Raw genomic sequence first — 18,602 nt, 5'->3', positions numbered from 1 at the left:
AGTCGGCTTTGGTCTCTTCATCGCAGATATATCCCTGAGCACTGGGCTGCCGCGTTCTTGATCGATTCACCGACGACGACGTGATCCGACACGGCCAGACGATGCGACGGTGCCGAAATGCTCAGTGCAGCAACTGGCTGTCCGGTGCGATCCAGGATCGCAGCGGCGATGGCCGAGATGCCTTCATGTCGGGTGCCGTCGGTCACTGCGTATCCCTGGCGGCGAGCGGCTTCGACTCGGGCCTCGACATCGTCTGGTGATGTAGGGGTGTTGGCCGTCAATCGTTCTAGCGTCGGCGCCCCGGTCAGCAACGCGCTCGACTCCGCCTGATTCATCGAAGCCATGACGGCGATGCCAGAGGCAGTGGCATGCAACGGAAATCGATCTCCCACCTGTGCGTGTGTACGCACGGGAGACGAGGTTTCCAGGATTTCGACAGCGATCATGTGCCGCCCGTCCCGCAGGGAAAGGTGCACGGTCTCGCCGCATTCTTCGAGCAGGTGCTTCATCGTCGGGCGGGTCAGCTCACGCAGACTCGTAGTGCCTGAGTGTCGACTTCCCAACACCAGGGCCTTCGTCGTGATCGTCCATTTCGTCGAATCCGACTGCGTTGGTTCGATCCACCCCTCCTCGGCGAGCGAGCGCAGTGCTCGTTGGGCGGTTGATTTGCTCATGTCCAGCGCAGACGCGAGCGCGGACACCCCGACGGGCTGCCACTGAGACACCGCTTCGAACACACGGAACGCGTGCGTCACCGCGCTCATATTGACGTCCTCCTGTGGTTGATGCCATAGTTTCGTATCGCCAGCAAGCACACCGTACCAATATACGGCACAGGAGGCAAGTCATGACAACAAGGGCGGGCGCGTTAGCCGGAGTAAGAGTTCTCGACATCACTCAGGTGATGGCCGGCGCCTATTGCTCAATGCTGTTGGCCGACATGGGAGCTGACGTCATAAAGATCGAGCGTCCGAAGACCGGCGATGACACCCGTCGGATGTCGGCGACTTCAGATATCGAGGCGTCGCAGGCGTTCGTAGCGATGAACCGCAACAAGCGAGGGATCTCGCTCGACCTCAAAGACCCTGCGGGAGCCGATGTGGTTCGTCGGCTCGCCCGGACTGCCGACGTCCTCGTCGAGAACTTCCGACCCGGGACGATGGACAAACTCGGACTGGGATTCGACACCTTGAGCGCGATCAATCCCGAGCTGGTCTACTGCTCTATCTCGGGTTTCGGTGCCACCGGGCCGTACCGTGACCTGGGTGGCTTCGACCTGGTGGCCCAGGCCATGAGTGGGATCATGAGTGTCACCGGAACCCCCGACGGAGAACCCGTCAAGGTGGGAGTTCCCGTGTGTGACCTGAATGCCGGACTGTTCGGGGCATTCGGTGTTCTGAACGCCTACATCCACCGGCTGGCGACCGGCGAAGGCCAATTCGTGGACACCTCGCTCTTGGAAGCCGGTATCGCAACCACCGTGTGGGAGTCCAATGAATGGCTCGCGGAGGGAAAGGTGCCGGCGCCGACCGGATCGGCACATCGCCTGTCGGCTCCGTATCAGGCACTACCCACGTCGGACGGCCACATCGCGATCGGTGCAGCCAACCAACGCGGTTGGGAGGCAATGTGCCGCGCCATACATCGCACCGACCTGTTGGAGATCGAAGAGTATGGGTCCAACCCGCAGCGCATGGCCAATCAACGACAACTGGCCACAGAACTCGGCCGGCACCTGCAATCGCGCTCTACCGATCACTGGGTGGGTGTCCTTCGCGCGCACGGAGTCGCGTGCGGGCCGATCTATGACGTGTCTCAGGTCCACGCCGATGCGCACATGCAACACCGTGGGGTGACGACAACAACCAGTCACCCGATTCTCGGCCAGGTGCGCCATCTGACGGTGCCTCTGCGCATGTCGCAGACCCCGGCCGAGGTCCGACGTACAGCTCCACTACTGGGCGAGCACACACGTGAGGTGCTTGCCGCAAGCGGGTTCGCCGAAGCCGAGATCGACGAACTCGTCAACCGCGGCGTCGCCGAAGTGGCCGAGGGGGCCGCACTCACCAATCCCGCATGAACGAACTCCTACAGACACGAAATGGAAAGGCTCTATCACCCATGAGTAGACACGCTGTGGACGTGGATGACTCCACGGTCGACACCAATCCGGCCGCGACAGTCCATATGCACGGGCAACATGTGGCAGTCATCACCATGCGCACACCGCCGGCGAACGTGCTGACGGCAAGGCTGCGTCGAGCTCTGCTGGACGTCTTCGACGATCTCGAGAAGGATCTCGATGTCCGGGTGGTGGTAATCGCCAGTGATCAAAAGCATTTCACCGCCGGTGGCGACCTCAGCGAGGATCAGTCGTTGACAGACAACGAGATCCGAGGCTACATCGACGAGGGTTCAGCAGTACTGGATCGCATCGACGGGTTTCGTGTCCCGGTCATCGCGGCAATCAACGGGGGGGCTATCGGTGGTGGTCTGGAGTTCGCTCTGGCGTGCGATCTGCGCATCGCATCGACGGACGCCTTCTTCGTGGCAGCGGGTGTGAATGTCGGTTTGATCGTGTCGTTCTGGCGACTGCCGCGGCTGATCGGCCTAGCACCGGCCAAGGAGATCCTGCTGACCGGCGATCGTTACTCCGCGCAGCAGGCGCTGCGCTGGGGATTGGTGTCGGAGGTGCATGAGCCCGACGAGTTGATGGAGGCCGCACTGGCCAAGGCTGATCGCATTGCAAGCCGCGCGCCGTTGTCCGTAGAGCTGACCAAGCAGTCGGCCAATGAGGCCCTTGACCTCAGTGGTGAGCAGGGCAACGAGCTGCAGGTCGAGCGGTTCATCCGGATGTTTCGGACCCACGACCACAAGGAGGCGCTCGACGCATTCTTCAACCGGCGCGATGCAAGGTTCGAACGCCGATGACGGCAGAGGTCTCAACAGGCGGGGAGCAGGGGCTTTTCGACGGTGTGATCGTCGTCGATCTCACCAGGGCCCTGGCAGGACCGCATGCAACGATGATGCTTGCCGATCTCGGCGCGCGTGTCATCAAGGTGGAACCGCCACATGGCGACGAAAGCCGCGGATGGGGACCCCCTTTCGTGGGGAATGAGCCGATCTCGACCTACTTTCTGAGTTGCAACCGTAACAAGGAGTCGGTGACCGCGGACCTCAAATCCAGTCCAGGACAGCAACTACTGAGCGACCTCATTCGCGTCGCCGACGTGTTGATCGAGAATTTTCGTCCAGGAGTGCTCGCGCGCTTGGGCTTTGACGAAGACACGTTGCGTCAACTGAACCCTCGGTTGATCTTGTGCTCACTCAGCGGATTCGGACACGATGGCCCTGAGTCACAGCGGCCGGGCTACGATCAGATCGTGCAAGGCGAGGCCGGCCTGATGAGCCTCACCGGACCCGACCCTTCGAGTCCCACCAAGGTCGGCGTTCCCATCGCCGATCTACTGACCGGGATGAACGGGGCATTCGCCATCGCCGCTGCCCTGTTCGACGCGGCGCGGCGTCCCGTGCCGCGGGGCCGAACTGTGCGCACAAGTCTGCTCGCCGGCGTCGTGGGTGTACACGCGTATCAGGGCACACGCGTGACCATCGCCGGGCAGTCACCTCGAGCACAGGGCAACCGTCATCCATCGATCGCTCCCTACGGGATGTTTCACACCGCCGATGGTCCTGTGCAGATATCGGTCGGCAACGAGGCGACGTGGCAACGCTTTTGCGACGTGATCGGGCTCGATTCAGCGGACCCCACGTTCGCCGACAACGAACGGCGGGTCAGGAGCGTTGCCGCTCTCGACGAGCTCATCAACGACCGGTTGTCGACGGCCGATGCGGACCACTGGCTGAAGCGTCTCGCCGATGCCGCGGTCCCGGCTGGAAAAGTCCGCAGTCTCGAACAGGTGTACGAGTGGGAGCAGACCCGCTCGCAAGGCCTGGTGATAGAGGTCGACCATCCCGATATCGGCCCCGTCGAACTGACTGGTTCACCCATTCGGGTCGATGATCGACACGAAGCCGGCACTCGCGACAGCCATTCCGCACCGCCGCGGCTCGGCGAGCACAACGACAGCGTTCGTCGCTGGCTGGACGAGCAGCTCCACCAAGTGTCCTGACGGGGCCTCGCGAGCATCGGAGGGGCCTCGTCGATCGGCACGCAGTTGCGGCGACAACAGGGCCGGGTTCGAGTGCTCGAACCCGGCCCTGTTGTCTCGGCGGGCCGGTCGCGGCGTGCCTTGCCCGGGCCCGGTCCGCACTGTTCAGAGCAGTGCCGAGGGTAGGACAACCACCGTCCAGGCGAGGATCGGTGCGACGAGTGCAATGTAGGCGGTGTATTTGAAAAGCGTGCGCTGGAAAGCATCTCGATCAGAAACCTGCGCGTTGGCGAGAACCATGACCCCGTTGCTGGACAGCGGACTCACATCGACGATCACTGCGGCGAACGACACCGCGGCGACGAAAGCGGTGATCTTGATGTCTCCGGACATCAGCAGCGGAGCCGCCAGGGGCAGAACGATCCCGAGAGTTCCAATGGACGAGCCGACCGCTGAGACGACAGCCACTGCGTAACACAGGATGAGTGCCGTCAGCAGAGGTGAGTTCAGCGAGGCGGCGGCGTCGCCGAGAAACTGCAGGGTGCCGTTCTCTCTCAGCACACTCATGTACGTGAGCATGCCGGTGACCAGTAGTACTGCCGACCAGGTGACGTTGTTGACTGCAGGCTTGTGCTTGTTGGGAGCGATCACGAGCAAGATGGCGGCGATCACGATGGCGCAGACGCCGACGTCGATGCTGAAGACCGCGGAGCCGAGCAACAGGGCCAGCATGCCGATCAGAGTGATGACCCTGATGGGGGTGAACCGCGTTCCCTCGATCTCGCTCAGTCGGTCGGCCGGTTCGTGGTGTTCGTTCGGATCACGGTCAGGCATACCGGTGGTGATGACGGACGGTCCGGCTCCGGGTCGCGCGGTGACCGCCTGCTGGCCGGCGGCGGCGCCGGCGGACACGAGTTCACCGCCGCGCGGTTGCGGCGCCGGTTTGTCGCCGATGAAGGTGGAATCCACCTCTTCGGCGGAGATGACGTCGTCTGGACCCGAGCGGAGCAGGTTCCGCCCGCGCGCCACGAAGAGCACCAAAGCGAGCAGGAAGCTCAGGGTCAGCGGAGTGAGGTACAGCGCAAGCGGATTGGTCGGGAGTCCGGCGGACTTCAGCCAGCCGTTGGTGAAGGCGCCGTAGACGGTGATGGGCGAGAATGCTGCGCCGAGTACGCCGTGGCTGATCATGCCGCCCATGAGGAGGGGGTCTATTCTGTGGCGTTTCGCGATCGGCATGGCGATGGGAGCGAGCATGCCCACCGCCAGTACCGATCCCATGGTCATCAGCCCGGCTCCGAGGAAGAACATCAGCCAGACGATCGCCCATCGGCGGCCGCGGACCAGTTTGAGGGCTCCGTGGACCATCAGGTCGACGGTGCCGTTGACCCGAGCGATGCCGAACAGGAGTGTGATGCCGACGATGATGGTGAAGATGTCGCCGGGGAAGAACCCGAAGACATCGTCCATGGACAGTCCGGACAGGGTGCCGCCGATGATGAAAGCAGCGGCGAAGGCAAGAACGCCCATGTTGATGGGCGTCATGGTGCCGATCGCGAATAACGCGATCAGCGCCAGGATCGAGACGGTGTAGACCATCGAGGAGGTCCTTTCGAATGCATCCGGCGGCTGCGGGCGGGTTGTGTCGGGCCACCGCCACGTACCGGAGTAGTGGTGTCGTACGCCTTGTCATTGAAGAGTGACTGCAGTCACATGATCAAGCCAAGGTCGAGCAAAGCGACCAAATGTTCAGCCGACTTTGCTGATGCGCTCCCGATTTGAACCACCTGATCATCCGAGGCCGGTCTCGCGCACAGTTGGACCACTCGTGTGGGACGACTGCAACCAAGCGGTCAGGCCGCAAGTCCTCGAGGCGCGTTCGACGGCTCGTACAGTTCAGAGCTCGTTTCGCACTTTCTCGATGATCGGGATGGTTCGGGGCCAGATGTGGCGGTTGAGCACGATCTCACTGCGTGCGCGCAGCACACCGTCTGTCTTCAAGACCGCGCGGAGCACGGTCTCGAAATGGGCGTTGTCACGAGAGACAAAGCGGCACAGGAGATCACCCTCGCCTGAAACAGTGTTGGCCTCGATGAGCTCGGGGATCGCGGCGAGCCGCTCAAGGGTCTCGTCGACTCTGTTCTGTGCGATGTGGACGTGGACGAAGGCCATGACTGTGTAACCCAGCGGCGAGAGGTTGATCTGTGGCCGCCAACTGACGAGTACGCCTGCGTCCTCCAGCTTCCGGATGCGTGACTGCGCCGTGTTACGGGCGATGTTGAGCCTGCGTGAGAACTCGCGGACCCCCGCTTTGGGGTCTTCGACGATGATGCGCAACAGGTCCAGATCGAGTTTGTCGAACGTGGTCATGACAATCCTTTCTGAAGTCACAATGCTCACAAATAGGCGGTAGCCGCCCCGGCTGTTGATCACTTGGCATAGAAATCTTGTTTGAGCTTTGCTATCGGTATAGCACTTTCTATGGTGTGAGTCACACCGTTGGTCGCGTCAACGAGTCGTTGCAGTCAGCCCCAGCCCGGGCTGTGCGCTCTCACCGCATCGCGCTGCGCACCCTCACCGCGGAAGGAAACCGTATGCCGAAAACCCTCGCCGACAAGATCTGGGCCGAACATCTCGTCCGCTCGTCGGAGACCGAGCCGGATCTGGTCTTCGTCGACATGCACCTGCTCCATGAGGTGAACACCCCGCTGGCATTCGAGAACCTCCGGCGTGCAGGGCGCCAGGTACGACGTCCCGACCTGACGCTCGGGACCATCGATCATCAGAACCCCACCGACGAGGTGTTGCGGACTCTCACGGATCCCGCGGCCGTCGCACAGATCGAACACATGCAGCGCAACTGCGCCGACTTCGGCATCACCCTGTTCGACCGCGGCGACCCCAGGCGGGGTATCGCCCACGTCATCGGCCCAGAGCTCGGCCTGACCCAACCGGGAATGACGATCGTCTGCTGTGATTCCCACACCTCGACCCACGGCGCATTCGGGGCACTGGCCTTCGGCATCGGCACCAGTCAAGTCGAACACGTGCTGGCGACGCAGACCCTGCCCATGTCACCCATGCGAAACATGCGGGTGGTGGTCGATGGACAGCTCCGTCAGGGAGTCACGGCCAAGGACCTGATCCTGGAGATCATCGCGCACATCGGCACCGCGGGTGGACAGGGCCACGTTATCGAGTATCAGGGCGAGGCCATTCGGTCGCTGTCGATGGAGGGCCGCATGACCGTATGCAACATGTCGGTCGAAGCCGGGGCTCGTGCCGGCCTGATAGCGCCGGACGCAACGACATTCGAGTACCTCAGGGGCCGACCGCATGTGCCGCGGGGAGCCGAGTTCGACGCCGAGGCCGAGTACTGGTCGACGCTGCACTCAGACGCCGACGCGGTCTTCGACAAGGAGGTGTTCCTCGACGCAGCGCAGATCGCGCCGCGTGTCTCGTGGGGCACCAACCCCGCGCAGACGGTCGCACTCGACGGCGAGGTCCCGGCGCCGGAGTCGTTCACCGACCCACGAGAGCGTCGCGCCGCAGAACGTGCGCTGAGCTACATGGGCCTGGAGCCCGGAACCCGGATGATCGATGTCACCGTCGATGCCGTGTTCATCGGTTCGTGTACCAATGGTCGAATCGAGGACCTTCGCGAGGTCGCCGAGGTCTGGCGCGGCCGCCGTATCGCTGCCGGTCTCGAGGTCCTGGTGGTCCCCGGGTCAGACGTCGTTCGACGGCAAGCGATCGAAGAAGGCCTCGAGGACATATTCCGCGCAGCCGGCGCGTCTTTGCGTTATTCCGGGTGTTCGCTGTGCGTGGCTCTGAACGAAGACCGACTTCGTCCAGGCCAGCGGACGGCCTCGACGAACAACCGAAATTTCGAGGGTCGACAAGGACCCGGCACGCGTACCCACATCGTCTCTCCTGCAGTCGCCGCGGCAACCGCGATCGCCGGACACATCTGCAGTCCCGCCGACCTCTTGGAGCCGTCCCATGCGTGAGTTCAGCACACACAGTGGAACCGGTGTCCCACTTCGCATCTCTGACATCGACACCGACCAGATCATCCCCGCGCGCTTCTGCGGAGGCGTGAGCAAAGACGGACTCGGAGAAGCGCTTTTCGCCGACTGGCGGACGGACCCCGCGTTCGTTCTCAACCAGGGCAGGTACTCGGGTGCGACCATCCTGGTCGCCGGAGAGAACTTCGGCTGCGGATCGTCGCGTGAATGGGCCGTGTGGGCGTTGCAGGAGTACGGGTTCCGGGTCGTCATCGCTCCTCGATACGGAGACATCTTCCGAGGCAACTCGCTCAAGAACGGTCTGCTGACCGTCGAGATGCCGACAGAGTACGTGGAACGAATGCTGGCGTCTCTGGACGCTGACAGCGACGCTCCGATCACCGTCGATCTCGTCGAGCGGACAATCGCCTTTCGCGATCGTGTCGACGTGTTCGACCTCGATCCCGACACCCGTTGGCGTCTGCTCAACGGCAAGGACGACATCGGGCTGACCGAGCGCCACACCGACGAGATCACGGCCTACGAGCAACGCCGGCGCCCCTGCCGTCCGTCGCTGAAGGCGGAGACGACCAGATGAGCACCATCCCCGAACGCGCCAGACGACCAGGCAACATCGACGACGTCCTGATCGCAACCGAACACATTCAGCGCCACGGCGACGACTTGTCCCGGCGACTGCTCGTTCTGCCCGATATGAGCTCGGCAGTCGCCGACGCGCTCGACGAACTGTGCGTCGGTGCGGTCATCGCTGCTTCCGTTCTGACGCCCGTGTCGCCGGACAGCCGCATCTGCGGGCCGGCAATCACTCTGCGCTACGGACGACTCGACGCAGACGCATCCGGCAACCGGGTCAAGGGTCGGGGACTGCAGTTCGGCGACCGGGATCTCTACGGGCTGGGTAGCCCCGGCGACGTGGCGGTCATGGACTGCTCAGGTGCCACTGATGCGGCAGTGGTCGGAGGGCTCTCGGCGATGTGGGCACAGAAGGCAGGCATCGCTGGATGTGTGGTCGACGGCGCGATTCGGGACACCGACTCCATCCAAGAGACGGGCCACCCGACTTGGAGTCAGACGCGAACACCCCGAGCCGCCCGGTATCGCTACCAAACGCTGGCCATCAACTCTCCGATAGTACTGCAGGGCAACGTCGTACGCCCCGGTGACTACATCGTCGCTGACCGTGACGGCATCTGTGTCATCCCCTTCCACTCCGTGCCAGACGTTGTCGACCACTGCGAAGACGCCCAGCTGCGGGAAGACTGGCTGGCTCAGACCATTCACGCTGCACCCACCCTCGAGGATCTCATCGAGACTCTCGGGTCCGCAGCAGCCACCACGCCCACCTGATCCACCACAAAGGACCTCATTGCCGTGTCCGTCACACCATTGTCAACTGCCGCCAAGAATTTCAGCCTCGACGATCGCTACGTTCTCGATGATGGGCTGGTCTACCTGACCGGTATCCAAGCGCTTGTCCGCAATCTTCGCGACCGTGCCCGACTCGATCAACGCCGCGGACTGAACATCTCCACGTTCGTCTCCGGATACGAAGGTTCCCCGCTTGCGGGATACGACCTGGAGATCGCACGTCGTCGCAAGATGTTCGAGGGCCTCGATTTCGTTCACCAGCCCGCAGTCAACGAGGAACTTGCTGCCACGTCCGTCCTGGGCACTCAAACCGCCGGCCAGGTCGGTCATCTCACCACTGACGGTGTCACCGGCTACTGGTACGGGAAATCGCCTGGGCTGGATCGGGCGTCGGATGCGATCCGACACGCGAACCTGGTCGGCACCTCGCCGACCGGTGGAGCCGTCGCCATCGTCGGCGACGACCCGGCTGGCAAGTCGTCGAGTCTGGCATGCGCTTCTGAAGCCACTCTCGAAGATCTCTTCATCCCGACCCTGTATCCCGCGGACGCTCAGGAAGTCCTCGACTTCGGACTTCACGCCCCGTACCTGTCCCGATTCACCGGCCTGTGGTCGGCGCTCAAGATCGTCACGGCCGTCGCCGACGGTGCGACCACCGCCGTGGTTCACCCTGACCGTGTCGACCCTCGGTTCGGCGATCTGGGCCCCAGTACCTATGTCCCCAACGCCAACCTGGTCGGTCCGTACCTGCTCACGCTCGAACGAAGCATGGTCTACGACCGACTCCCACGCGCACTCGACTACGCACGCATCAACAAGCTGAATCACATCACCGCCCGCGGACCCAGCGACCGTATCGGGATCGTCGCAGCCGGCAAGACCTACCTTGACCTACGTGAGGCGCTGCGAATCCTGGGCCTCGACGACTCCGACCTCAGCAAATACGGCATACGCCTGCTGAAGATCGGAATGATCTACCCGCTTGATCCGGCGATCGTCGAAGCCTTCACCGACGGACTCGAGGAGGTCATCGTCGTCGAGGAGAAACGATCGTTCCTCGAGGCGAGAATGCGCGAGATCCTCTACGGACGGGCCAATTCACCGGTCATCGTGGGCAAGACCGATCCTCGCGGCAGGCAGCTACTGAATGCGTTCGGCGAACTCGATGCCGACCTCGTTGCGCGCGCGCTGGCCAAACGGCTCGGTGACGAGCACCTGATCGAGCCCGCTCGAGCATGGAAAGCCGCGCCCAAGCCTTCGACGATCGCCCTGCCGCTTCTCAATCGCACGCCATACTTCTGTTCGGGTTGTCCCCACAACTCGTCGACGAAGGTCACCGGTGACAGTCTCGTCGGTGGCGGGATCGGTTGCCACGCAATGGTGATGATGATGGACGACAAGCAGGTAGGCGATGTCATCGGCCTCACCCAGATGGGCGGTGAAGGCGCCCAGTGGATCGGAATGCAGCCCTTCCTCTCCGAGAGCCACCTGGTCCAGAATGTCGGCGACGGAACCTTCATGCACTCGGGAAGTCTCGCGCTGCGCGCCGCGGTTGCCGCTGGGGTCAACGTCACCTACAAACTTCTCTACAACGCCACTGTCGCGATGACGGGCGGCCAGGACCCGGTCGGCGCCATGCCGCTCGACCAGATCTGTCGTCTTCTCCTCGCAGAGGGTGTCCGCAAGGTGGTCGTGACCACCGAGGATCGGGACAGGATCAAATCCCTTCGCCTTCCTCGGAACATCGAGATCCGCGATCGAGACGAGTTGATCGAGGTGCAACGCGAACTCGCTGAGCTCTCTGGCGTGACCGTGCTCGTACATGACCAGGAATGCGCGGCCGAGAAGCGTCGTAAACGGAAGCGCGGCAAGTCGGAGACGCCGACGACACGGGTGCTGATCAACGAGCGGATCTGCGAAGGCTGCGGTGACTGTGGCGAAAAGTCGAACTGCTTGTCTGTCCAACCGGTGGACACCGAGTTCGGGCGCAAGACCGCGATCCATCAGTCTTCGTGCAATCTCGACTACTCCTGCCTCAACGGTGATTGCCCGTCTTTCGTCACCGTCACCCCCGGAACGGCCCAGAAATTCGAGTCCGCGCCCGACATCGACGTCGCCACGCTGGTGGCTCCCGAACAGGCGAACCTTTCGGACGCAGAGTTCGGTGTGCGGATAGTCGGCGTGGGTGGCACAGGCGTTGTCACCGTGGCCCAGATCCTGGCCACCGCAGCAGTGATCGACGGCCGTCACGTGCGGAGCCTCGATCAGACAGGGCTGGCGCAGAAGGGCGGAGCGGTGGTCTCCGACCTCAAGATCGCCGCTGATCCCTTCGAAGAAGGGTCCAAACTGTCCCAGGGCGCCTGTGGGCTCTATCTGGTGTGTGACACGCTCGTGGGTACCGACCCGACGAACTTGAAGGTCGTCGACACGAGTTCCACGCAGGCCATCGTGTCCACGACTCAGGTCCCCACCGGGCAGATGGTGATCGACACCTCGGTCACCTTCCCTGAACCAGCCCTGATCCGCGACGCGATCAACAGCAAAGTGCATCGAGCGATCTATCTCGATCCCGCCACCCTGGCGCGTGATCTGTTCGGCGACGAGCAGTACACCAACATGGTGATGGTCGGGGCCGCGTATCAGGCCGGGGCGCTACCGATCTCCGCGGACGCCATCGAGCAGGCCATCACCCTCAACGGGGCAGCCGTCGACACCAACCTGCAGGCATTCCGTCGTGGACGGCAAGCCGTTCATGACCCTGATGCACTCCAGATGACCATCGACGCCACCCGACGCGTCGTCTACACACCGCCACCGTTGTCGACTCATGCCCTCCGGTTTGCGGACACCACCGGAGCGGTGAGCGGGAGCGAACTCAGCCGCCTCGTCGCGGTCCGTGTCGACGAGCTGATCGCCTATCAGGATCTCGACTATGCGCGCAGCTACGCCGACGTCGTCCGGCGTGTTCTCCAGGCCGAAACCGAGGTGGTGCCAGGGCCGGGCTCACCACTCGCCGAAGCCGTCGCCCGAAATCTGTTCAAACTCATGGCGTACAAGGACGAATACGAAGTCGCTCGACTCGCGTTCGATGCCGAGTTCGCAGCAACGCTGCGCGACACATTCGGCGAGGATGCCACCACCCAGATCAGGCTGCATCCACCAGCACTCCGGGCCATGGGGATGAAGAACAAACTGGCTCTGGGTCGTTGGGCACACCCCACCCTGCGAACACTCGCGCGGATGAGGAGGCTACGTGGTAGCAAGCTCGACGTCTTCGGCTACCACCACATCCGAAAGATGGAGCGAGAGCTCATCGTCGAGTACCGCGAGGTCATCTCGACCCTGCTCTCCACTCTTGACGTGGACAATCATGACCGTGCAGTCGCCATAGCCTCGCTACCCGACATGGTGCGCGGGTATGAGCAGATCAAGGTCGACAACGTCGCCACCTACCGTGCAGCGCTCGTCGAACAGCTCGCCGAGTACGACTCGGTCTCCTTTGCGCGGTAGGGGAGTCGATGGGCAGTTCACTCGGACGAGGAGTCGGGGTTGTATGCCACGCCGAGGTCAGGGGGCGGGATGTCCGGCGGGCACCGTGGTCCGGGCGTTGAGTCGGTAGAGCGAACAGATCGCGTCCACGACATCCGGGTGCGTGCCGAGCGGCCCGGCCACGAGGGTCTCGTCGACGATGGAATCGAGGGCGCGCTCGACCCGATCGGTGAGCAACCCCGCCGAAAGGAAGTACGGACTCAGGGCGATCCGGCGGGCTCCACCGGAGCGCAGGCGGCGCACCGCGGAGGCCAGCACACGATCGCCGGTGCCGAGCTTGGTCGCGAAGACGACTTCCACGGGCCGGTGCAGTCGCGTCGACAACTCGAGCGCCCGGAGACGGACGGAACGGTCCGCATCGGGGTCGGACGAACCCACCGCCGACAGGATCACGCCGTCATGTGGTCCCAGACCGGCCTCGACGAGCCGATCGGCCATGGCGCCGGTCAGCGATCGCGTCCCCATGACCTCGGTCTGGCGGGCGGACGGGTGACTCGCGGCGATGATCGAGGGGAGATCGATCTTGTGGTGGAAGCCTGCCGACAGCAGCATCGGCACGACGATCGTGTCGCCATCGCCGCCCGCGGAGGTGCGCAGCCCCCGGAGCACGTCACCGACGAGTGGTTCGTCGAGGTCGAGGTAGGACAGGATCACCTCGACGCCAGGCAGCTGCGCCGCCACGGCGTCGCGCACACGGCGCGCGGTCGCGCCGAAGCGCGGATCGCGGCTGCCGTGTGCGACGAGAACGAGAGTCGGTGTCACACCAGCTCTTTGAGATGCAGCGGCGCCAGTGCGTCGCCGACGAGCCCCGCGGCCAGTGTGTTGCCGCCCTGCGGGTCGATGAGCAGGAAGCTGCCCGACTCGCGGTTGACCTGGTAGTCGTCGGCGGGGATCGGCTCGGCGGTCTGCACCGAGATGCGCACGATCTGATTGAGCTCCACTGAGTCCGGGGCGTCGACGAGCGCGAGGTTCTGCTCGTCGAACTGCGCGTCGAGTGCGCTGACAATCGCCTGGGTGGTCTTGGTGCCGTGTTTGAGCAGCAGTCGCGCGCCCGCCCGCAACGGCTTCTCGGCCAGCCAGCACACGGTCGCGGTGAACTGCTGCAACGGCTCCGGAGCGTCGGCGACCGCGGCGATCAGATCGCCGCGCGAGATGTCGACGTCGTCGGCGAGCAGGATGGTGACGCTGCGTCCGGTGTGTGCGGTCGCGAGTTGTCCGTCGGCGGTGTCGATCTGGCTGACGGTGGTCCGTTGCCCCGACGGCAGGACGACCACCTCGTCGCCGACGGAGACCCGGCCGGCGGCGATCTGACCCGCGTATCCGCGGTAGTCGGGGTACTCCGGCGTACGAGGACGGATGACGTACTGCACGGGGAAGCGCAGACCGACGTCTTTGCGCTCCACCAGATTCGGCACTGTCTCGAGATGCTCGATGAGTGTCGGGCCGTCGTAGAACGCGGTGGTCTCCGAACGGATCGCCACGTTGTCGCCGTGTAATGCCGACACCGGGATGGCGGTGACCTGCTCGTCGGTCCAGCCCAGCGACCGGGTGAGTTCGGCGAACTCGGCGGAGATCTCGGCGAACACCGACGCCTGATCCGAGACGAGGTCGATCTTGTTGACCGCGAGCACCAGCTGCGGGACGCCGAGCAGCGCCATCACCGCCGCGTGGCGGCGGGTCTGGGCGACGACGCCGGTCCGGGCGTCGACCAGCAGGATCACCAGCTGCGCGGTGGACGCCCCGGACACGGTGTTGCGCGTGTACTGCACGTGGCCGGGAGTGTCGGCGAGGACGAACGACCGCGCGGGCGTGGCGAAGTAGCGGTAGGCGACATCGATGGTGATGCCCTGCTCGCGCTCGGCCCGCAACCCGTCGACGAGCAAGGACAGGTCCGGGGTGTCGAGGCCACGATCCACCGATGCCTTCGTGACGGCATCGATCTGATCGGCCAACACGGACTTGGTGTCGTACAGCAGCCGGCCGACGAGCGTCGACTTACCGTCGTCGACGCTGCCCGCGGTGGCGATGCGGAGGAGATCAGGGGCGTGCTTCATCAGAAATATCCTTCGCGCTTACGGTCTTCCATGGCGGCCTCGGAGACCCGGTCGTCGCCACGGGTCGCGCCTCGTTCGGTGAGCCGCGACGCGGCGACCTCGGCGAGCACGGCCTCGTTGTCGGCGGCGTCCGAGAGCACCGCTCCGGTCGACGAGCCGTCGCCGACGGTGCGGTAGCGAACCGACAGGCGTTGCAGCTCTTCACCTTCGCGCGGTCCGCCCCACACCCCTGAGGTCATCCACATGCCGTCGCGCTGGAACACCTCGCGCTCATGGGCGTAGTAGATCGACGGGAGGAGTACCTGTTCCCGGGCGATGTAGCGCCAGATGTCGAGCTCGGTCCAGTTCGACAGCGGGAACACCCGCACGTGCTCACCCGGTGCGTGGCGGCCGTTGTAGAGGTTCCACAGCTCGGGGCGCTGGCGCTTCGGGTCCCACTGGCCGAAGGCGTTGCGCAGCGAGAAGATCCGCTCCTTCGCGCGAGACCGTTCCTCGTCGCGACGACCGCCGCCGAACACCGCGTCGAAACGGTTCTCGGTGATCGCGTCGAGCAGGGGGATCGTCTGCAGCGGGTTGCGCACACCGTCGGGGCGTTCGGTGAGGCGCCCGTCGGCGAGGTAGTCCTCGACCTTGGCGACGTGCAACCGCAGGTTGTGCCGTGCCACGACCTGGTCGCGGAACTCGAGGACCTCGGGCAGGTTGTGGCCGGTGTCGACGTGCAGCAACGAGAAGGGCAGCGGCGCAGGCCAGAATGCCTTCAGCGCCACGTGCAGGAGCACGGTCGAGTCCTTGCCGCCGGAGAACAGGATCACCGGACGCTCGAACTCGCCCGCGACCTCACGGAAGATGTGGATCGCCTCGGACTCCAAGGCGTCGAGTGTGGTGAACTCGTCGGCCTCGGCGACGACGCCGGATGCCTGCGGAACGGACGGTGTTTCGGTCACGGTCATGCGTGCAGCCCACATTCTGTCTTGGCGCGACCGGCCCAGCGGCCGCTGCGCGGATCGGATCCGGGTTCGGGTTTGGCGGTGCACGGTGCGCACCCGATGGAGGGATATCCCTCGTCGACAAGCGGATTCACCAGCACTCCGTTGGAGTCGATGTAGTCCTGCATCGTCTCGTCGGACCAGGCCGCGATCGGATTGATCTTCACCAGTCCGAAGCCTTCGTCGAAGGAGATGAGCGGGGCGTTGGCCCGCGTCGGCGCCTCCACGCGACGAATCCCGGTGATCCATGCGTCGTAACCGGCGAGGCCCGCCTTCAGCGGCACGACCTTGCGCAGGCGGCAGCATTCTCCCGGGTCGCGGGCGAAGAGGTTGCGGCCCAAGAGCTCATCCTGCTCGGCGACGCTGTGCTCGGGTGTCAGGTTCACCATCTCGACGCCGTAGACCTGCTCGACGGCGTCCCGGGTGCCGATCGTCTCGGCGAAGTGGTAGCCGGTGTCGAGGAAGAGCACCTTGACCGGGTCGCCGTCGAGGAGATCGCGGTCGATGTTCTTCACGGCGAGATCGACGAGGGCCGCGTCCTGCATGTTCGACGCGACGACGAAGTTGGTGCCGAAGGTCTGTGCGGTCCAGCGGATCAGTTCCTCGGGGGTCGCGTCGGAACCGAGGTCCGCAGCGCCCTTCTCCGCGATGTCGCGCAGCTGGTCTTCGCTGAAGCGTCGTCCCGGTGCCCTGGTGGTGGTCTCGATGGTCATCGCAGTGCCTCCTCGTCGGCACGAACGGCCCACTGCGCGAACCGTTCGCCCTCTTCGCGCTGGTCGACGAAGTTGCGGACCACGCGCTCGATGTAATCGCCCAATTCGGTGCCCAGCACCTTGTGCTGACGCAGTTTGCGACCGAAACCCGAATCCAGCCCGAGGCTGCCCCCGAGGTGGACCTGGAAGCCGTCGGTCTGGTTGCCGTCCGCGTCCTCGACGAGCTGTCCCTTGAAACCGATGTCGGCGATCTGCGACCGCCCGCAGGAGTTGGGGCAACCGTTGATGTTCACCGTGATCGGCACGTCGAGCTTCGCGTTGATGTCCTCGAGCCGCTCGTCCAGTTCCGGGGCGAGGACCTGCGAACGCTTGCGGGTCTCGGTGAAGGAGAGCTTGCAGAACTCGATACCGCTGCACGCCAGGAGGTTCCGGCGCCAACGTGTCGGCCGGCCGTGCAGGCCGAGCGGCTTGAGCTCGTCGATCAGCCAATCCACCTTGTCGTCGGGGACGTCGAGGACGATCAGCTTCTGGTACGGGGTGAAGCGGACGCGGTCGGACCCGGCCGCGGCGACGGCTTCCGCGGCCTTGGTCAGGATCGTGCCCGAGACGCGTCCGGCGATGGGGGAGAAGCCGATCGCGTTGAGTCCGTTGCGCAGCTTCTGCACGCCGATGTGGTCGATCGGGCGTTCGGGCTGTTCCGGTGCCGGACCATCGATGAGCTTGCGGCCCAGGTACTCGTCCTCGAGCACCTGCCGGAACTTCTCGATGCCCCAGTCCTTGACGAGGAACTTCAGGCGGGCCTTCGCGCGCAGCCGTCGGTAGCCGTAGTCGCGGAAGAGTGCGACCACGGCCTCCCACACATCGGGCACCTCATCGAGCGGGACCCAGGCGCCGACGCGCTGGGCGAGCATCGGGTTGGTGGACAGTCCGCCGCCGACCCAGAGATCGAGGCCGGGGCCGTGCTCGGGATGGACCACGCCGACGAAGGCGACGTCGTTGATCTCGTGCACCACGTCCTGCTGGCCCGAGATCGCGGTCTTGAACTTGCGCGGCAGGTTGGAGTACTTCGGATCGCCGATGTAGCGGCGGACGATCTCGTCGATGGCCGGGGTGGGGTCGAGGACCTCGTCGAGGGATTCTCCGGCGAGGGGCGAACCCAGGACGACGCGTGGGCAGTCGCCGCACGCCTCGGTGGTCTTGAGCCCGACACCTTCGAGGCGCTCCCAGATCGTCGGGACGTCCTCGATCCGAATCCAGTGGTACTGGACGTTCTCGCGGTCGGAGAGGTCGGCGGTGTCGCGGGCGAACTCGGTGGAGATCTCACCGAGGGTGCGCAGCTGCTCGACGTTGAGCGCGCCGGCGTCGCAGCGCACCCGCATCATGAAGTGGCTGTCCTCGAGGATGTCGATGTTCTCGTCGCCGGTCCAGGTGCCGTCGTAGCCCTCGGCGCGCTGGGTGTACAGGCCCCACCAGCGCATCCGGCCGCGCAGATCCTGTTTGTCGATCGAGTCGAAGCCCTGCTTGGAGTAGATGTTCTCGATGCGCGCGCGCACGTTGAGCGGGTTGTCGTCCTTCTTGACCTGCTCGTTCGGGTTCAGCGGCTCGCGGTAACCGAGTTTCCACTGGCCCTCGGCACGGCGCTTGGCCGGACGGGCCTTACGGGCCGGCCGCGCGGGCTTCCCGGCGGCAGGAGCTGCGGAGGCAGCCTCGTTCGGTGCACCCGGGCCGGAAGCGGCCGGGGCGTCGGTGGTGGACGTCATGAACTCTCCTGTGCCGGCGCACAGGGCCGGCGTTC

The 18,602-nt window shown here is 64.5% G+C and carries 15 protein-coding genes; 7 read left to right on the top strand and 8 right to left on the bottom strand.

Annotated elements, in window-relative coordinates:
* Nucleotides 1-17: 17 nt before the first annotated feature.
* A complete protein-coding gene (locus tag KTR9_RS17190) occupies nt 18-764 on the bottom strand; it encodes an IclR family transcriptional regulator (RefSeq protein ID WP_014927427.1) in 747 nt (248 codons plus the stop codon).
* An 83-nt stretch (nt 765-847) separates the two neighbouring features.
* Here KTR9_RS17190 and KTR9_RS17185 point away from each other — a divergent pair, with 83 nt between their 5' ends.
* From KTR9_RS17185 to KTR9_RS17175, 3 genes are all read left to right on the top strand, one after another.
* Nucleotides 848-2,080, top strand: a complete 1,233-nt coding sequence (locus KTR9_RS17185; RefSeq protein WP_014927426.1) for a CaiB/BaiF CoA transferase family protein — start codon at nt 848-850, stop codon at nt 2,078-2,080.
* A 62-nt stretch (nt 2,081-2,142) separates the two neighbouring features.
* Nucleotides 2,143-2,931: an enoyl-CoA hydratase/isomerase family protein gene (locus tag KTR9_RS17180; protein WP_238553903.1), complete on the top strand. Its 789-nt coding sequence runs from the start codon at nt 2,143-2,145 to the stop codon at nt 2,929-2,931.
* Nucleotides 2,928-4,133, top strand: a complete 1,206-nt coding sequence (locus KTR9_RS17175) for a CaiB/BaiF CoA transferase family protein (RefSeq protein ID WP_014927424.1) — start codon at nt 2,928-2,930, stop codon at nt 4,131-4,133. The genes KTR9_RS17180 and KTR9_RS17175 overlap by 4 nt, the downstream gene beginning before the upstream one ends.
* 144 nt (nt 4,134-4,277) lie before the next feature.
* Here KTR9_RS17175 and KTR9_RS17170 read toward each other — a convergent pair whose 3' ends face one another.
* Both KTR9_RS17170 and KTR9_RS17165 read right to left on the bottom strand, forming a co-directional pair.
* Nucleotides 4,278-5,708 (bottom strand): SLC13 family permease, encoded by a 1,431-nt coding sequence (locus KTR9_RS17170; RefSeq protein WP_014927423.1) that lies wholly within the window; start codon nt 5,706-5,708, stop codon nt 4,278-4,280.
* 297 nt (nt 5,709-6,005) lie between these two features.
* Nucleotides 6,006-6,479, bottom strand: coding sequence for an Lrp/AsnC family transcriptional regulator (locus tag KTR9_RS17165; RefSeq protein ID WP_044506967.1), 474 nt, complete (start codon nt 6,477-6,479; stop codon nt 6,006-6,008).
* Between the two features lie 224 nt (nt 6,480-6,703).
* On the opposite strand from KTR9_RS17165, the gene leuC reads away from it, so the two are divergent.
* The 4 genes from leuC to KTR9_RS17145 are packed head-to-tail and all read left to right on the top strand — an operon-like array spanning nt 6,704 to nt 13,015.
* Complete coding sequence (gene leuC / locus KTR9_RS17160; protein WP_014927421.1) at nt 6,704-8,119, top strand: 3-isopropylmalate dehydratase large subunit; 1,416 nt, start codon at nt 6,704-6,706, stop codon at nt 8,117-8,119.
* Nucleotides 8,112-8,714, top strand: a complete 603-nt coding sequence (gene leuD / locus KTR9_RS17155; protein WP_014927420.1) for a 3-isopropylmalate dehydratase small subunit — start codon at nt 8,112-8,114, stop codon at nt 8,712-8,714. The genes leuC and leuD overlap by 8 nt, the downstream gene beginning before the upstream one ends.
* A complete protein-coding gene (locus KTR9_RS17150; RefSeq protein ID WP_014927419.1) occupies nt 8,711-9,484 on the top strand; it encodes an RraA family protein in 774 nt (257 codons plus the stop codon). The genes leuD and KTR9_RS17150 overlap by 4 nt, the downstream gene beginning before the upstream one ends.
* A 24-nt stretch (nt 9,485-9,508) precedes the next feature.
* Nucleotides 9,509-13,015 carry an indolepyruvate ferredoxin oxidoreductase family protein gene (locus KTR9_RS17145; protein WP_014927418.1) on the top strand — a complete coding sequence of 1,169 codons (3,507 nt, stop codon included), beginning with the start codon at nt 9,509-9,511 and terminating at the stop codon, nt 13,013-13,015.
* A gap of 57 nt (nt 13,016-13,072) precedes the next feature.
* On the opposite strand, the gene KTR9_RS17140 is transcribed toward KTR9_RS17145, so the two are convergent.
* Genes KTR9_RS17140 through KTR9_RS17120 form a run of 5 tightly spaced genes read right to left on the bottom strand, consistent with a single transcriptional unit; the run spans nt 13,073 to nt 18,567 of the window.
* Nucleotides 13,073-13,816, bottom strand: coding sequence for a sirohydrochlorin chelatase (locus tag KTR9_RS17140; RefSeq protein ID WP_014927417.1), 744 nt, complete (start codon nt 13,814-13,816; stop codon nt 13,073-13,075).
* Nucleotides 13,813-15,108 (bottom strand): sulfate adenylyltransferase subunit 1, encoded by a 1,296-nt coding sequence (locus tag KTR9_RS17135; protein ID WP_014927416.1) that lies wholly within the window; start codon nt 15,106-15,108, stop codon nt 13,813-13,815. The genes KTR9_RS17140 and KTR9_RS17135 overlap by 4 nt, the downstream gene beginning before the upstream one ends.
* The gene (gene cysD / locus KTR9_RS17130) at nt 15,108-16,073 is read right to left on the bottom strand and encodes a sulfate adenylyltransferase subunit CysD (protein ID WP_425307016.1); all 966 of its coding nucleotides are present in this window, start codon (nt 16,071-16,073) and stop codon (nt 15,108-15,110) included. Before cysD ends, KTR9_RS17135 begins: the two co-directional genes overlap by 1 nt.
* Nucleotides 16,055-16,807, bottom strand: coding sequence for a phosphoadenylyl-sulfate reductase (locus KTR9_RS17125; protein ID WP_014927415.1), 753 nt, complete (start codon nt 16,805-16,807; stop codon nt 16,055-16,057). Before KTR9_RS17125 ends, cysD begins: the two co-directional genes overlap by 19 nt.
* Entirely contained in the window at nt 16,804-18,567 is a 1,764-nt protein-coding gene (locus KTR9_RS17120; RefSeq protein ID WP_044506962.1) for a nitrite/sulfite reductase, read from the bottom strand. Before KTR9_RS17120 ends, KTR9_RS17125 begins: the two co-directional genes overlap by 4 nt.
* Nucleotides 18,568-18,602: the final 35 nt, after the last annotated feature.

Origin of the sequence: Gordonia sp. KTR9, assembly GCF_000143885.2 — a bacterium.
Taxonomy (GTDB): Bacteria; Actinomycetota; Actinomycetes; order Mycobacteriales; family Mycobacteriaceae; genus Gordonia.
This window is presented reverse-complemented; position numbering and strand designations above follow the sequence as displayed.

Coding starts and splice junctions, on each gene's coding strand:
- KTR9_RS17190 (WP_014927427.1), bottom strand. CDS start 764: ATGAGCGCGGTGACGCACGCGTTCCGTGTGTTCGAAGCGGTGTCTCAG.
- KTR9_RS17185 (WP_014927426.1), top strand. CDS start 848: ATGACAACAAGGGCGGGCGCGTTAGCCGGAGTAAGAGTTCTCGACATC.
- KTR9_RS17175 (WP_014927424.1), top strand. CDS start 2,928: ATGACGGCAGAGGTCTCAACAGGCGGGGAGCAGGGGCTTTTCGACGGT.
- KTR9_RS17170 (WP_014927423.1), bottom strand. CDS start 5,708: ATGGTCTACACCGTCTCGATCCTGGCGCTGATCGCGTTATTCGCGATC.
- KTR9_RS17165 (WP_044506967.1), bottom strand. CDS start 6,479: ATGACCACGTTCGACAAACTCGATCTGGACCTGTTGCGCATCATCGTC.
- leuC (WP_014927421.1), top strand. CDS start 6,704: ATGCCGAAAACCCTCGCCGACAAGATCTGGGCCGAACATCTCGTCCGC.
- leuD (WP_014927420.1), top strand. CDS start 8,112: ATGCGTGAGTTCAGCACACACAGTGGAACCGGTGTCCCACTTCGCATC.
- KTR9_RS17150 (WP_014927419.1), top strand. CDS start 8,711: ATGAGCACCATCCCCGAACGCGCCAGACGACCAGGCAACATCGACGAC.
- KTR9_RS17135 (WP_014927416.1), bottom strand. CDS start 15,108: ATGAAGCACGCCCCTGATCTCCTCCGCATCGCCACCGCGGGCAGCGTC.
- cysD (WP_425307016.1), bottom strand. CDS start 16,073: ATGTGGGCTGCACGCATGACCGTGACCGAAACACCGTCCGTTCCGCAG.
- KTR9_RS17125 (WP_014927415.1), bottom strand. CDS start 16,807: ATGACCATCGAGACCACCACCAGGGCACCGGGACGACGCTTCAGCGAA.
- KTR9_RS17120 (WP_044506962.1), bottom strand. CDS start 18,567: ATGACGTCCACCACCGACGCCCCGGCCGCTTCCGGCCCGGGTGCACCG.